This window comes from Streptomyces sp. NBC_00236, from assembly GCF_036195045.1.
In the GTDB taxonomy this organism is placed as follows: domain Bacteria; phylum Actinomycetota; class Actinomycetes; order Streptomycetales; family Streptomycetaceae; genus Streptomyces.
Map to the genome: position 1 here is coordinate 251,832 of NZ_CP108100.1, position 15,068 is coordinate 266,899.

The 15,068-nt window shown below is 73.0% G+C and carries 12 protein-coding genes; 7 read left to right on the forward strand and 5 right to left on the reverse strand.

Translation table 11 applies throughout. From position 1 onward, the window contains the following. Nucleotides 1-48: 48 nt before the first annotated feature. The 5 genes from OG446_RS01200 to OG446_RS01220 all read right to left on the reverse strand — a co-directional run bounded on the left by OG446_RS01200 (nucleotide 49) and on the right by OG446_RS01220 (nucleotide 4,860). Entirely contained in the window at nucleotides 49-822 is a 774-nt protein-coding gene (locus tag OG446_RS01200) for an SDR family NAD(P)-dependent oxidoreductase (RefSeq protein ID WP_328892222.1), read from the reverse strand. Then, nucleotides 819-1,487: a TetR family transcriptional regulator gene (locus tag OG446_RS01205; protein ID WP_328892223.1), complete on the reverse strand. Its 669-nt coding sequence runs from the start codon at nucleotides 1,485-1,487 to the stop codon at nucleotides 819-821. The genes OG446_RS01200 and OG446_RS01205 overlap by 4 nt, the downstream gene beginning before the upstream one ends. 268 nt (nucleotides 1,488-1,755) lie before the next feature. After that, the gene (locus OG446_RS01210) at nucleotides 1,756-2,970 is read right to left on the reverse strand and encodes a PP2C family protein-serine/threonine phosphatase (RefSeq protein ID WP_328892224.1); all 1,215 of its coding nucleotides are present in this window, start codon (nucleotides 2,968-2,970) and stop codon (nucleotides 1,756-1,758) included. A 208-nt stretch (nucleotides 2,971-3,178) separates the two neighbouring features. Continuing rightward, nucleotides 3,179-3,943: a GNAT family N-acetyltransferase gene (locus OG446_RS01215; protein WP_328892225.1), complete on the reverse strand. Its 765-nt coding sequence runs from the start codon at nucleotides 3,941-3,943 to the stop codon at nucleotides 3,179-3,181. After that, complete coding sequence (locus tag OG446_RS01220) at nucleotides 3,940-4,860, reverse strand: NADP-dependent oxidoreductase (RefSeq protein WP_328892226.1); 921 nt, start codon at nucleotides 4,858-4,860, stop codon at nucleotides 3,940-3,942. The genes OG446_RS01215 and OG446_RS01220 overlap by 4 nt, the downstream gene beginning before the upstream one ends. A 294-nt stretch (nucleotides 4,861-5,154) precedes the next feature. On the opposite strand from OG446_RS01220, the gene OG446_RS01225 reads away from it, so the two are divergent. The 7 genes from OG446_RS01225 (at nucleotide 5,155) to OG446_RS01255 (ending at nucleotide 14,720) form a co-directional block, all read left to right on the forward strand. Continuing rightward, nucleotides 5,155-6,807 carry an ABC transporter substrate-binding protein gene (locus OG446_RS01225; RefSeq protein WP_328892227.1) on the forward strand — a complete coding sequence of 551 codons (1,653 nt, stop codon included), beginning with the start codon at nucleotides 5,155-5,157 and terminating at the stop codon, nucleotides 6,805-6,807. 28 nt (nucleotides 6,808-6,835) lie between these two features. Further along, on the forward strand, nucleotides 6,836-8,962 hold the full coding sequence (locus OG446_RS01230; RefSeq protein WP_328892228.1) for an alpha/beta hydrolase family protein: 2,127 nt from the start codon (nucleotides 6,836-6,838) through the stop codon (nucleotides 8,960-8,962). Beyond that, the gene (locus tag OG446_RS01235) at nucleotides 8,959-10,017 is read left to right on the forward strand and encodes an ABC transporter permease (protein ID WP_328892229.1); all 1,059 of its coding nucleotides are present in this window, start codon (nucleotides 8,959-8,961) and stop codon (nucleotides 10,015-10,017) included. The genes OG446_RS01230 and OG446_RS01235 overlap by 4 nt, the downstream gene beginning before the upstream one ends. Beyond that, the gene (locus tag OG446_RS01240; RefSeq protein WP_328892230.1) at nucleotides 10,014-10,838 is read left to right on the forward strand and encodes an ABC transporter permease; all 825 of its coding nucleotides are present in this window, start codon (nucleotides 10,014-10,016) and stop codon (nucleotides 10,836-10,838) included. Before OG446_RS01235 ends, OG446_RS01240 begins: the two co-directional genes overlap by 4 nt. Beyond that, nucleotides 10,838-12,766 carry an ABC transporter ATP-binding protein gene (locus OG446_RS01245; protein ID WP_328892231.1) on the forward strand — a complete coding sequence of 643 codons (1,929 nt, stop codon included), beginning with the start codon at nucleotides 10,838-10,840 and terminating at the stop codon, nucleotides 12,764-12,766. Before OG446_RS01240 ends, OG446_RS01245 begins: the two co-directional genes overlap by 1 nt. A 68-nt stretch (nucleotides 12,767-12,834) precedes the next feature. Next, complete coding sequence (locus OG446_RS01250; RefSeq protein ID WP_328892232.1) at nucleotides 12,835-13,446, forward strand: helix-turn-helix domain-containing protein; 612 nt, start codon at nucleotides 12,835-12,837, stop codon at nucleotides 13,444-13,446. A gap of 311 nt (nucleotides 13,447-13,757) precedes the next feature. Continuing rightward, the gene (locus OG446_RS01255) at nucleotides 13,758-14,720 is read left to right on the forward strand and encodes an RNA polymerase sigma factor SigF (protein WP_389257076.1); all 963 of its coding nucleotides are present in this window, start codon (nucleotides 13,758-13,760) and stop codon (nucleotides 14,718-14,720) included. Nucleotides 14,721-15,068: the final 348 nt, after the last annotated feature.

Below are 15,068 nucleotides of genomic sequence, written 5' to 3' on the forward strand. Positions count from 1 at the left end.
TCCTGCTCCTTTGCCCTATTTCTCGCCCCCCTGTCCCCCGTCCGCCACTCAGGAGGCGGAGTAGCCGCCGTCCACCAGGTGGTAGCTGCCGTGGATGAAGGAGGCGCGGTCGGAGAGCAGGAAGGCGGCGAGCTCCGCCACTTCCTCCGCCGTTCCGAGGCGTCCCGCCGGGTGCAGCGAGATCAGGTGGTCGCGGGCCGGGCCCTCGGTGTTGCGCAGCAGCGGGGTGTCGATGAAGCCGGGGCCGACCGCGTTGACGCGCACGTTCTGTGCGGCGTACTCGAGTGCGGCCGTCTTGGTGAGACCGACGACGCCGTGCTTGGCAGCGACGTACGCGGGCGAGCCGGCGAAGCCGTTGGTGCCGAGGATCGACGACATGTTCACGATGGCGCCGCCGCCCGCGGCGACGATGGCCGGAAGCTCGTAGCGCATCGAGTAGAAGACGCCGCTCAGGTTGGTGGCGACGACCCGGTTCCAGTCCTCGACGGCGTAGTCGCCGGTCGGGCTGCTCGGTCCGCCGATGCCGGCGTTGTTGACGGCGAGGTGCAGCGCGCCGAACGTGTCGACGGCGAACCGCACACCCGCTTCGACGGAGGCCGGGTCGGTGACGTCCATGGCCACGGCGGCCGCCTTGGCTCCGGCGCCTTCCAGTTCGGCCACCGCCTTGCGGGCGCTCGCCTCGTCGTAGTCGGCCACGACGACGGACGCGCCGGAGGCGGCGAGCCGGTGGGCCAGCGCCAGGCCGATGCCGGACGCTCCTCCGGTGACGAGGGCGGTACGGCCGGCGAACTCCTGGTCGGCGGGGGTGGGGGTGGTGCTCATGATGTTCCGTTTCCTTCCGTGGTGCTGTGTGACGCCGGTCCGGCGGGCTCCTGGATGAGCTCCCCCGAAAGGGCGTCGAATGCCTGCTCGACGAGTCGGGGCAACTCGTCGGGGCAGCCCCCGCGCACCCAGGCGACCTGGGCGGCGAGCAGTGCTCCGGCTCCGGCGGCGACCGTCACGGCGGGGCGGATGTCCTGCCGCGGGTCGACTCCGAGCCGGTCGGCGACGATGGCGAGCGAGTCCTCCTGGGCGTCCACCCGGATGTGGTGGAACGCCGCGTAGAGGGTCGGCTCCCGCTCGGCGAGGACCAGCAGTTCGAAGATCCTCGGGCGGCGGTGCCATGCCTCCGCTTCGGGGTCCGCCAGCCAGTCCAGGACGGCCCGGCGGTACGCGGTGAGCGGGGGCTCGCCGGCGGGCCGGGCCCGCAGCGCGTCGTTGATCCGGTCGCCGTCGCCCCGGACCGAGTCCAGGACGGCAGCCTCCTTGCTCGTGAAGTACCGGCTGAACGTGCGGCGGTCGACGTCGGCGCGTTCCGCGATCTGTTCGACCGTGACGTCCCTCAGACCGTGGTCGAGCACCAGCTCGAATGCGGCCTGGGCCAGTGTGTCCCGGGTCCGGCGCGCCTTGCGGCTCCGCCTCTCGGGGGTCTTCCGTTCCCGGTTCATGTCTGTACCATACACCCAAAAATGTCCCGCCGCGACAAACGTCCCACCGCGACAAGCTGGGTGGACCATGTCGGCCTCGCGTGACGCGGCACCGCTGGGGCCCGTCGTCACGCTGCCGTCGTCGCCCGAAGGGCGGCCGCGCGGCTCAGGTGCGTCCTCTCGGCGTGCCGGCCCCCGGCCCTCGTACTGGACGTACCGGGGTCCAGGGCCGGTACGGCGGGAGTGTGTGCACGGCGTCGCACGGCGGACGGCAGTCCGACGACAGGTCCTAGCGGCCACTGAACACCTCCGCGGCTCGCCTCGCGCCGCGGTCCGACTCCTCGGGCCGGAGGTGACCGCGGGACGGCTCCCGCCGCACGGCGAGCACCGCGATGTCGTCGCGCCGCACGCCGCCGGAGAACTCCTCCAGGTCGTGGTGGAGCGCGTCGAGCAGTTGCCGGGGGCCGTGATGGGCCCAGCGACCCAGCCGGGTGTCCAGCGGGTAGAAGGCTCCCGCCGCGTCACGGGCCTCCGTCACCCCGTCGGTGAACATCAGCAGCGTCGCACCGGCCGGGAAGTCCACCCATTCGGTGACACGCGCCTCGCTGCTGAGCTCGGCCAGGCCCAGCGGTACCGAGGTACGGCGCAGCGGGACGGGGCAGGCCACTCCGTCGTGCAGCAGGCGGGGCGGCAGATGTCCGCAGTTGACGGCCTGGACGCGTCCGTCGCCGTCGAAGCCGAGCACCAGCGCGGTGACGAAGCGCTCGATCTCGCCGGTCTGCGCGGAGAAGGCGTTGTGCCGGGCGACCGCGTCCTCCAGGGCGTCGACGACCCCGGTCAGACTGGGCTCACGGATGGCCGCCTCACGGAACGCGCCGAGCACGGCGAAACCCGCCCCGATCGCGGCGAGCCCCTTGCCCTGCACGTCCCCGATGATCACCCGGGTTCCGTAGGGCGACGACACGACCTCGTAGATGTCACCGCCGACGAGACGGTCCTCCTCGATCGGCGCATAGGTGCCGTGGGCGACGACCTGGTCGGTCTCGATGGGCAGCGGGCGCAGGATCTGGCGCTGCAGCGCGACGGCGGCGGAGCGCAGTCTGGCTATCTCGGTGGCATGGCGGATGCGCAGCGCGCAGGCGCCGACGCCGAGAACGCAGGCCAGCACCGTGAAGATGACACTGCTGGTGATGTCCCAGAACGTCCCGCCGATGACGAGGCGCGAGGTGACGGCCACCACCATGATCCAGGAGGCCACGCCCACGGTCTGCCGGATGGTCCCGAACACGGAGACGAGGGCGGGCACGACGACCAGCAGCGGCACGATGCGCAGGTCGTCGCCGGACCCGATGTCGAGAAGGAGGATCACGGCGGTCAGCAGTGCCAGACCGCCGAACAGCGGCCGGTTGCCGACCCTCTGCACCCCGCCCGCCGGCTCGCCGGCGTCTGCACCCGCAAGCTCTGCTCCACGCGTCGCCGTCAACTGCTGGAGCCCGATCGTCACGGCCCTTTCCTCCCGGGATCAGCCGGCCCGGCGCCGGCGTTCCCTACCAGTGCACCCGAGACGCTGCGGTCAGCACACGAGGCTTACGGCCTCACACACTGCGCCGAAAGTCCCGAGAGCCGTGCCGGCAGGGGCCTTCGGCCCACAGTTCGCAGGCCGAAGGCGGGGGCGCAAACCTTCCGCGCCCGCAGGACCGGGGGCCTCCGGATCAGCGCGTGGCAGCCTCACGCACGTCGTCCGGGGCGTTGCCGGCCACACGTATCGGCGGGTTCCCCGGGACGATCGCCGAGAGGAACGGCGTGCGGCGGCGGAGGGCGAAGCCCAGCGACTCGTAGAGCCGGACGGCGTTGGTGTTGGACGCGGCGGCGTGCAGGAAGGGCGTTTCGCCGCGCGCCCGGATCTCGTGGGCGACGGCCCGCACGAGTCCGCCGGCAAGTCCCTGCCCGCGGACCGACTCGTCCGTGCAGACGCCGCTGATCTCGCTCCAGCCGGGCGGGCGCAACCGCTCACCGGCCATGGCGACGAGTACCCCGTCGCGCCGTACACCGAGATAGGTGCCGAGCTCGATCGTGCGGGTCTCGAAGGGGCCGGGCCGGGTCCGTGCGACCAGGTCCAGCATCTCCGGCACATCGGCGGGGCCGAGCCGGACGGCCTCCGGCCACGGAGCCGCCTCGACCGCCACGTCGACCAGCTGGACGCCCTCGGCGTCGAAGACGACCTCCCAGTCCTCCGGCGGCCGCTCACGGAAGGCGGTGACGGTGACGATGCCGCCGGGTCCCGCGAGCGCGGCCGCATCGGCCCAGTCCGCTGCCTCCGGCAGGTCCGGAAGGGCGAGCCAGGGGGTGACGGACGGCGGATAGCGCAGGATGCGGCCGCGGCGTTCGGCGAAGTGGGCGTGCGGTCCCCGCAGCGCCGAGCCCACCGGGTCGTCGAGGGGGTGCAGAGCGCTGTCGGGGGTCCGTGACCCGGTCATGCGGCCACCTCGATCACGGTCTTGCCGAGGGCATGGCCGTCCTCCACCGCACGCAGCGCCTCGCCCGCCGCCGTGAGCGGGTGGGTCCGGGTGACGTGCGTGCGCAGGGCGCCGGAGACGACGAGGGCCGCCACCGCGTCGAGCACCGCGGCGGTGCGGGCCCGTTCGACGGGCGCCCCGCCGAGCTCGGCCACCAGCGGTTTGTCACCGGCGCTGATCAGCGCGGCGGGGTCCGCGAGCAGCGAGGCCGCTTCGCGCAGGGTGTCACCGCCGGCCAGGTCGAAGACCGCGTCGATGCCGCCGGGTGCCGCCGCCCGTACCCGCTCGGCGAGTCCCGCGCCGGATTCCACGTGCACCGCGCCGAGCGACTCGACGAACTCCTTCTTGGCCGCGCCGGCGACGCCGATGACCTGGGCGCCCCCGTGGCGGGCGAGCTGCACCGCGGCGCTGCCCACCCCTCCGCCGGCCCCCGTGACCAGCAGTACGGCCCCCGGGGCGAGGCCGAGCTGGCGTACCCCGTCATAGGCCGTGGCCGCCGCGACCGGGAGCACCGCCGCGTCGGTGAACGGGAGCGAAGCCGGCTTGTGGGCGGTCACGGCGACGGGCAGCAGGGTGTGCTCGGCGTACCCGCCCGTCACCGGGTTGCCGAAGACCTCGTCGCCGACCGCGAATCCCTCGACGCCCGGGCCGGTCGCCTCGACGACCCCTGCGGCCTCGCTGCCGAAGACGGTGGGAAACGGCTGCGGCACGCTGCCGGGCCGGGTGTACCCCGTGCGCAGTTTCCAGTCCACCGGGTTGACCCCGGCCGCCCGGACGGCGACGAGCAGCTCCCCGGGACCGGGCGCGGGCGTGTCCTGGTCGACGAGGGCCTCCACCTCCGGTCCGCCGTTGCGGGTGAACACGTACGCCTTGGACATCGGCTCCCTCTCCGTTCATGGCATGGGGCGCCCGGGCCGGACGCCGGCTGCCCCAGCAGCAGGAAGTCCGTTCGCTGCGCACGTATTCCCCGCTGCGGGGCTCAAGGGTCGACCAGGGAATCCACCCATCGAGAACAGGGCGCACCGTTCGTCCATTTGTGCGGCATAAGTACCTCCCGAACGTCCGCCCCTTGGACGGTCATTAGTCACCCTTTGACGCACCCAAAGCGCTTCGGATACTGTCCACGCCCAGTTGGGCATTGACAGTGGACAAAGTGAGATGGGTGGTTCCCGATGACCTCGGAACCGGGTGGCAACCTCAGCCGACGCCGACTGCTGCGCCTCACCGGCGCCGGCCTGGGTGTCCTCGCCGCGTCCGGTGTGCTCGCCGCGTGTGCGCCCCCGCCCGCTAAGGAATCCGGTGACGGGACAACGGGCTCGGGCGCCGGTGCGCAGGGGGCGGACGTGCCGATCGACACGCTCACGCTCGCCCTGCCCTCCTCCCTCTCCACCCTCGACGTGAGCCGTGAGTCCGGCGTCCTCAACTACCTGGTCGCCGTGCTGGCCCAGGAGTCCCTGCTCTCGGTCGATCCGTCCGGGAAGCTCGGTCCAGGGCTCGCGTCGTCCTGGAAGCAGCCCGACGCCAGGACGTATGTGTACACACTGCGCCGCGGCGTCACGTTCACCGACGGCACCCCGTTCACCGCGGACGACGTGGTGGCGTCCATCAACGCGATCCGGGACCCGAAGAACGGCTCCGCCCTCGGATACGCGTACGCGGGCGTCGACTCCGTGAAGACCACCGGCGACCACGAGGTCACCATCCGGCTGAAGGCACCGGACGCCATGTTCGCCTGGACGACGACCGCCGGCGGGCTCCTCGTCAGCAGCCGTGCCTTCCTCACCCGTAACAAGGGCCGGATCGGCACGGCGAAGACGCTGCTGCTCGGCACCGGCCCGTACCGGATCACCGAGTTCGCCGCCGACGACCACGTCCTGCTGGAGCGCAACGACGCGTGGTGGGGCCAGAAGCCCGCCGTGCGGAAGCTGAAGCTCTCCTTCGTCCCCGATGCCGGCACGCGGCTGGTCGCGATGAAGTCCGGCGCGGTGGACGGCGCTCTCGGCCTCGCGTCGGACGAGGCCCGCGGCTGGGAGTCGCACGCACGCGTCACGTACACCGGCGACCGGTCCGTGGTGTCGCTGGCGTTCGACACCGCGAAGGCGCCGTTCGACGACATCCATGTCCGCCGTGCCATCGCCCACGCGGCCGACCGCGAGGGCATGGTCAAGGGCATCCTGCACGGCAGGGCCGAGGTCGCCGACGCGCTGCCGTCCCGCGAGATGTGGGGCGACCTGATGCCGGCGGCCGAGGTCCGCTCCGCCTACGACGCCATTCCCGCGCTGTCCTTCGACCTGGACGCCGCACGGGCCGAACTGGACAAGTCGTCGGCGAAGGACGGCTTCACGGCCGAACTGCACTACCCCAACAGCGGTCCTCAGCTGGGCAAGGCGGCGCTCGCGCTCGCCGCTTCGCTCAAGAAGATCGGTATCACGCTGAACGTCAAGGAGATCACCCTGGAGCAGTGGGTGGCGGAGCTCGGCTCCGGCAAGCAGCCACTGCAGTTCCTGTGGTACTTCCCCGTCACCGGCGACCCGGCCGAACTGGCCGACCCGTACCTCAACGCGGCGGCCACGGCGACGGACATCGCGCACTACGACAACAGCACCGTCAACACGGCACTGGACACGGCGAAGTCCGCCACGGACAAGAACGTGCGTGCCCGGGAACTGATGAAGGCCGTACAGACCGCCGGCGCCGACCTGCCGTACCTCCCGCTGTGGTGGGCCCGGACCGCCTCCGCGTTCTCCAAGGAGTTCGTGCTGCCGGACCAGGGCCCGTTCGCGTTCATCGGCCCGTGGGCGACCCGGATCCGCAAGTCCGCCTGACCGCCACACCTTCGAGGAACGGAAACCCATGCCCAGTCCCGCTGCGATCGTCGTGCGGCGCGTCCGCGAGGCGATGCTGCGCCTGGTCCACCCGGTAGAGGCCCGGATCAGCCCGGACGGCCGCGCGGTCGCCGTGGCAGCGGCGGGCCCCGAGGGGGCCGGGCTGGTCCTTGCTCCGGTCCCCGCCGCAATGACCGACCGGGCCGCGGGCACGCCGGTCCCCGTGCCGCGCGCGGCATCGGCACCGGCCGCGTCGACGGACCGTCACAGCCCGCGCTGGCTGCCCGACTCCCGGACCCTGCTGCACATCGCCGAGAGCGGGGGCCCGTCCGGAACCGAGGTGTGGCTCGCGGCCCTGGACACACGCACCGGCACGGTACGCACCGTCGTCCGGGCACCCGGCGCCGTGGAGGAGCTCCTGGTCTCCGACGACGGCCACCAGGCGCTGCTGCTCTGCGCGGCGGACGGTGCGGAGCAGGACGGCATGCACCTCGGCCTGCCGGTGCGACTCGGATCCCTACCGGCGCCGGAACGCTTCGCCCCGGGTACCGGCCGCCGCTCGCTGCATCTCGTCGATCTCGCCGACGGTGCGGTACGGGAGGCAGGGCCGGCGGGGCTCACGGTGTGGAACGTCGCGTGGCGCGGGGGTGCGACCGCTGTCGCGACGGTCTGCGAGGACACGCTGCCCGCCGGGTACTACGGTGCCCGGTTTGCCGCCCTGGACCTCGACGCCCGCACCGCCAGGACCGTGTACACGCCCCGGGGACAGCTGGGCGCCCCCGCGCTCGCCGCCGACGGCCGGTCGGCGGCGGTCTGCGAAGGCATCTCCATCGTCGCCGGACGCCCGGTCGTGGTCGGTCTGACGACCGGGGACACCGTCGTGGTGCCCGGCGTCGAGGACGCGACCTGGCTGCGGTTCGACGAGAGGGAACCCGGCGCCCTGTGGTTCGCGGGCTGGGACGGTACGGGATCCCGTGTCGGGCACACCGGCCCCGGCGCCCCCACCCGCTGGTCGGGCCCGGCCACCCTCGGCGGGTCCGGCTACCAGCCCGGACTCTCGCTCAGCGGCGACGGGCTGCTGGCCGCGACCGTGCTCGACGCGCCGGGCCGTCCCCCCGAGGCGGTCATCGCCCGCACCGGGGGTCAGGACGCCTGGAACTGGGCGCCGGTCACCGCGCTCAACGATCCCCCGGACCCCGAACTCGCCGGTCTCCGTACCGAACAGATCCTCTGGTCCGCGGCCGACGGCCGCACCGTCCAGGGGCTCGTCCTCTCCGCCGGCGACAGCACCGGCCCCCGCCCCCTCGCCGTCCTCGTGCACGGCGGCCCCGCCTGGCTCTGGTCCGCCGGATACGCGCCGGGCGACGTGCTGGGACTCGCGCCCGCCCTGGCCGCCGCCGGATACTTGGTGCTGCTGCCCAACCCCCGCGGCAGCAACGGCCGCGGACTCGAACACGCCCGTGCCGTGGTCGGCGACGTGGGCGGCGCCGACCTGGACGACGTGCTGTCCGGTGTGCGCCACCTGATCGACGCCGGGCTCGCCGACCCGGACCGCACCGCCGTCCTGGGCCACAGCTACGGCGGCTTCCTCGCCGCCCAGGCCGCGGCACGCACCGATGTGTTCCGGGCCGCGGTCGTCGTCTCGGCGCCGACCGACTGGCTGAGCTTCACGCACACCAGCAACATCGGCGGCGGCTACGACCGGACCTACGCGATCGGCGGCCCGGACACCCCGCAGGAGCTGATCCGGCGCTCGCCGGTCTTCGCCCGCGGCGGCAGCGGCACCCCGACGCTCATCGTGCACGGCTCCGCGGACCGGGTCACGCCGGTCGGCCAGGCCCAGGAGCTGTACCGGTCGCTGCTGCGCACCGGCCGCGCCCCCGTCGAGCTGTACGTGTATCCGGACGAGGGCCACGAGTTCACCGACGGCGGCCATCTCCTCGATGCCGCGGCCCGGGTCGAACAGTGGCTCGCCACCCACCTGGCGCCGCGTCCCGCGGCCGCCCGCCCGACCGCCGTGCCGGGGGACGCTTCCCCCGAGCCGATCCCCGGCACGGCTCCCCCGGCGGGGCCGGAGGACGTCACCCCCCTGACATCCTCGGGTCCCGCCATCCCCCGCCCGGCTTCCGCCGGACCTGCCGGAGACGAGCGATGACGGCCACCACCCGGTCGCGGCTGAGCGCCGCGCTCCCCGCCGGGCTCGTGGTACGCCGCCTCGGCGGAACCCTGGGACTGCTGGTCGTCCTGTCCGTCGCCGTGTTCGCCCTGCTCCAGGCCGCCCCGGGCGACCCCGCCCAGACGCTGCTGGGCCCGCGCAGTGCCACCCCCGAGGCGCTGGACGCCGTCCGGGCCCGCCACCACCTCGACAGCCCGATGGCCGTCCAGTACTGGTACTGGCTGAGTGACGCCGTCCGGCTCGATCTCGGTACGTCGATCCGCACCGGCGAGAGCGTCGCCGCCGCACTCGGCGACCGCCTGGTGCTCACCGGGCAGCTGGTCGGCCTGGGCTTCGCCGTGGCGCTGCTGCTCGGGATACCGCTGGGCGTCCTGGCGGGCCTGCGCAACCGGCGCGTCACCGACCGGGCCGTGCAGAGCCTCGGTGTGGTGGCCCTGTCCACCCCGGCGTTCGCGGGCGGACTGGTGCTCATCTACGTGTTCTCGCTGATGCTCGGCTGGTTCCCGGCGTACGGACCGGGCGAGGGCACGGGCACGGACCGGCTCACCCACCTGGTGCTGCCCGCCCTGGCGCTCGGACTCGCCGTGACCGCCGTCCTGCTGAAACTGACCCGGGCGGCGGTGATCCGGGAACTCGGCCGCGAACACGTCACGTTCGCCCGCGCCCGGGGTGTGCGGGAGCGGGACATCCTGCTGCGGTACGTGCTGCGCGGCACCGTCGTGCCCGTCCTCACCGGCATCGGGCTGATCCTCGCCTACCTCCTGGCGGGAACGGTCATGGTGGAGCAGGTCTTCGCACTGCCGGGGCTCGGTTCCCTGCTCGTCGACTCGGTCACCTTCCGGGACGTGCCGGTCGTCCAGGCCGAGGCGCTGCTCATCGCCGCCCTCGTCTGTCTGGCCAACCTCGTCACCGATCTCGTACAGCCGCTGCTGGATCCGCAGTTGCGGAGCGCACCCGCGGCCAGGACCCCGTCCACGCCGAAGACGTCCGCCCCCGCCCTGTCGTCCGGCGCCCGTGCGGAGGAGAACGCATGACATCCCGTACCGACCGCGGGTTCTCCCCGCTCACCGTCTGCTGCACCGTCCTGCTGGTGCTGTTCGCACTGGCCGCGACCGTCGGCCGGCTGGTCCTGCCGGACTGGGACGCCCAGGACCTCGCGACCGGCGCGGCCATGCCCGGTGGCGGGCATCTGCTCGGCACCGACGAACTCGGCCGTGACATCGCGCGGATGGTGGTCGCCGGTGCCCGGTCCACCCTGGCGGGTGCGGCCCTCGTCGCGGTCGGGTCGATGGTCATCGGCAACGTCCTCGGCCTGCTGGCCGGCTACCGCGGCGGGTGGATCGACACCGTCGTGCGGCGCTGGGCCGATCTGCTGCTGGCGCTGCCCGCGCTCCTGGTGACGATCGTCGTGGCCGGGATCGGCGGTGGCGGCTACGCGCTGGCCGTCGGCGTGCTCGTCGTGCTGACGTCGCCCGCCGACATCCGGCTGGTGCGGTCCGCCGTGCTGGAGCAGCGGCACCGCGCGTACGTCGAGGAGGCACAGACCCTGGGCCTCTCCCCCTTCACCGTGATGACCCGGCACATCTGGCCCAATGTGCTGCCCGTCGTCGTGGCGAACACCCTGCTGAACTTCGCCGGGGCGATCGTGGCGCTGAGCTCCCTGTCGTTCCTCGGCCTCGGTGTCCCGCCGGGTGCCCCGGACTGGGGCCGGATGCTCTCCGAGAACCGCACCCTGCTGTACGACAACCCTTCCGCGGCCCTCGCTCCTGCCGTACTCATCGTCGCGGCGGCCGTCGCACTCAACCTCCTCGGCGACCGGCTGTTCGAGGCGTTCTCCGACCGTGGGAGGTCCTGATGACAGCGCGCGCGGCCATGGCCGGCCCTACCCCCGCCGCTTCACCGGCCACCGGCCGGCTGCTGGCCGTCGACGGCCTCCGAGTGGCGGCGACGGCCGCGCCGGGCGGTCCGGTCCCGATCCTGGAGGGCATCTCGCTGGAGGTGGGCCGGGGCGAGTGCATCGGCATCGTGGGTGAGTCCGGCAGTGGCAAGTCCCTGGCCATGCGGGCCGTTGCGGGGCTGCTGCCGTCCGGTACCGGGGTGACGGGCGGCTCCGTACGCATCGACGGCCGGGAGGTCCTCGGTCTTTCGCCGCGCGAACACCACGCGTTGCGTGGACGGCGCGTCACGCTGCTGATGCAGGACCCGTTCACCATGCTCCATCCGCAGCTGACCTGCGGACGTCAGATCGCGGACGGTCTCCGCGACCTCGACGGCGGACGCAACCTGCGTCGGGCGAAGGCGGCCCGGCGCGCCGAAGTGGAGCGGCGGCTGGCAGAGGTCGGCCTCGGCCCCGATGTCGCCGACCGCTATCCGCACGAGCTGTCGGGCGGGATGCGTCAGCGCGTCGCCGCGGCGGCTGCGCTCGCGGGCGATCCCGAACTGCTGATCGCGGACGAACCGACCACGGCCCTGGACGCCGCCAGTCAGGGTGCCGTACTGGATCTGCTGCGTGGCCTGCAGCGGAGCCGGCACATGGGGCTGGTCCTCATCACGCACGATCTGCGGGTCGCGTTCTCCGCCTGCGACCGGGTGTACGTGCTGTACGCCGGCCAGGTGCTGGAGCACGGCAGCTCGCAGGAGCTGGAGTCCGGACCGCTGCATCCGTACACCGCGGGCCTGCTGGCCTCCGAGCCGTCGGTGCACGAGCGGTTCGCGGAACTCCCGGCCATTCCCGGCTCCGTGCCCACCCCGGGTTCCCGGGGACCGGGCTGCCCGTTCGCCGACCGCTGCGCCCACGCGGCCCCGGTGTGCCGCAGCGAACCGGTCGAGCTGTTGCCCCCGGCGGGGGCCGGGGCGGCGGGCGGAACGGGCCGGTCGTCGGCCTGTGTGCGCCTGCCCGAGCTCGGTGGCGCGCTCGTCGGACCGTCGGCGCGCGTGGTCGCGGAGCCGGCGACGGTGCCCGGCCGGGGGCCCGGCGAGGAACCCGCCCCGGATGCGGCGCTCGTGGCCACCTCCGTCGACCGCACCTTCCGCTCGTCGGCCGGGGACCACACCGCACTGCTCGATGTCAGCCTCACCGTTCCGCGGAACACGGTCGTCGCCCTGGTCGGCGAGTCCGGCTCGGGCAAGACGACGCTCGCCAGGATCGCGGTCGGCCTGGAGACCTTCGACGGGGGCGCGGTGTCCGTGGGCGGGATCGCCCTGCCCGCGGGGCGTCGTCCCACCACGGCGGACCGGCGGCGTCTGGCGGAACAGGTACAGATCGTGTTCCAGGACCCGTACTCCTCGCTCAACCCGCTGCGCACCGTGGGCGCGACGCTGCGCGAGGCCCTGGCCGCCGCCGGGGGCGGGCGCGGGCGGGGCGACGCGCCCGGGGTGGACGACCTCCTCGCACAGGTCGGGCTGCCCGGTGCGTACGCCAGGCGTCGTCCGGCCGCGCTCTCCGGCGGCGAGCGTCAACGGGTCGCCCTGGCACGCGCCCTGGCCGCCCGGCCCCGGCTGCTGATCTGCGACGAGGCGGTGGCGGCGCTCGATGTGTCGGTCCAGGCCCAGCTGCTCAACCTGCTCGTCACGCTTCAGCGCGAGGAGGGCTTCGCGGTGCTGTTCATCACCCACGACCTGGGCGTGGTGCGGCAGATCGCGGACCTGGTGGCCGTGATGCACCGGGGACGGATCGTCGAGCAGGGGGTCGCCGCCCAGGTCCTGGACGCCCCGCGACACCCCTGGACCCGTCGCATGATCGACGCGGTTCCCGCGAGCGCCGGCATCGGCCGCCGTCCCTGACCGGTCCGCGCCGGCGCGGGTAGAGTGTGCCGCTGACCTGCGCGTACCACCGAGAGCGAGGAGGAACGGTGTCCGAGACGACCACCGACGCCGGACCGCCCGCGGCCGCACGTCCGCCGGAGGCCGGGAAGTCCGCCTCCGGTGTGCGGGCTTCCCTGGCCGGAAATCTCAACCGCCGTCGGCTCGCCAGGGGTTGGAGCCTGCGTGAGCTGTCGGCCGCGACCGGAGTCAGCAAGGGACTGCTGTCCCAGATAGAGCGCGCGGAGGCCAATCCGACGGTCGACGTGCTGGTCAGGGTCGCCGACGTGCTGGGCACCAACTGCACGGATCTGCTGCGCCAGCCGCTGCTGGAGCCGGAGATCATCCGGGTCTCCACGCTGGACGAGCCCGAGGACGAGACCTCGGTCAGCCTGCTGTATTCCGGTCACGAGCAGGGCCGTCTGGAGATCTACCGGACCAGGCTCCACCCGCACGCGCAGAGCCAGGTCAGTTCGCACGGCGCGGACTCGGTGGAGTACGTGCTCGTGATGTCCGGTCAGGTGACGCTGGTGGTGAACGACGTTCCGTACCTCCTGGAGGCGGGGGACACCGCCCGTTTCTCGGCACAGTGCAGCCACTACTACACCACCGAGGACTCCCCCGCGGTCACCCACACGGTCGTCGGATATCCGCGCGACTGACTCTCCGCCCGGGGCCGTGCCCGCCTCGGGGCACCGTCGATTTCGACTCAACTACCGCCGGATACGCGTCGGCCCGTCCCCTGGCGGCCGCGGCTGTGGCACTCTGGTGAGGACCGCCCCACCGGGCTCCCCCGTACCGGTGGGGCGGTTCCCTGTGCCGGGATGCCGCGCCCTGCCCCGGAGGCGGGAGGCCCCTCGACTTCCGGCCATTGACGCCAAGTCACTGATCAAATTCCGTTTGTGCGCATGGGAATCTCCTGACGGGGCAGGCGTCTACACCTGATGGCCTACCACCAGGGGAGCGTGACGAGATGACGACGCACACTGCGCGGACTGCCGGTGCGGAGCGAGCGGAGAGTGCACGGTCGGCACCGGCCGGCCAGGGAGCAGCCGTGACGGCTGTCGCCGGGCAGGACGAACTCACGGGCACCGGACCGGCCCCCATGGACCTCGGCGACCTGCCGTGGATCGAGGACGCGGGCAAGGTGGCGCCCACCGACGCACGGGAACTGTCCCGGCTGTTCTTCGACCGCCTCCAGGTCCTGGAGGAGGGGACGGCCGCCCATCAGTACGCGCGGAACACGCTCATCGAGATGAACCTCTCCCTCGTCCGGTTCGCCGCCGGCCGGTTCAGGAACCGGGGCAGCGGCGACATGGAGGACATCGTCCAGGTCGGCACCATCGGGCTGATCAAGGCCATCGACCGGTTCGACCTGTCCCGCGAGGTCGAGTTCACCTCCTTCGCGGTTCCGTACATCACCGGGGAGATCAAACGATTCTTCCGTGACACCAGCTGGGCGGTCCATGTCCCCCGCCGGCTCCAGGAGTTGCGGGTCGACATCGCCAAGACCAAGGAGGCCCTGGCCGGCGAGCTCGACCGCGACCCCACCGTTCCCGAGCTCGCCGAGCACCTGGGGCTGAGCGAGGAGGAGATCACCGAGGGCATCGTGGCGGCCAACGGGTACACCGCGGGTTCGCTGGACATGCCGGCCGCCGCGGCCGACTCGGGGCAGCACAGCACGACGGGGCGGACCTTCGCCGATGTGCTGGGCAGCCCGGATCCGGCCATGGAGACGGTCGAGAACCTGCACGCCCTGGCACCGCTGCTGGACGATCTGGACGAGCGTGAGCGTCGCATCATCGACATGCGGTTCGGCCAGGAGATGACGCAGTCGCAGATCGGCGCCGAGCTCGGCATCTCGCAGATGCACGTCTCCCGGCTGATCAGCCGGATTCTGCACAGGCTCCGTGACGGGATGACCATCGAGGAGTGAGCGTGACGTGTGGGCTCCGGGTCGCCGCGGCGACCCGGAGCCCACACGTGTGTCCGGACGCGGTTCTCGCCGGTTCCGGCCGTCGCGGCCGTCCGAAGATTGCGGCCCGATGAAATCCACACCCCCCGGGAACACCACCGGCTCCCTGCCCCGGCCCGGCGTGCCGGATCTCCCCGGTGCCGCGTCCGCGCAGGTCGGAGCCGTGCCGAGGGCGCGGGGCCGCGCCGCGCGCGTCGACGGGTCCGGTCCTCGTACGTTCCCGACGGGCCCCGGGTCCCTGCCGGAGTGCGTTGACGCCCCGGTGGGCCGCTGACACGCTCACCCGCATGCCCGCGAACCCGGCTCCCT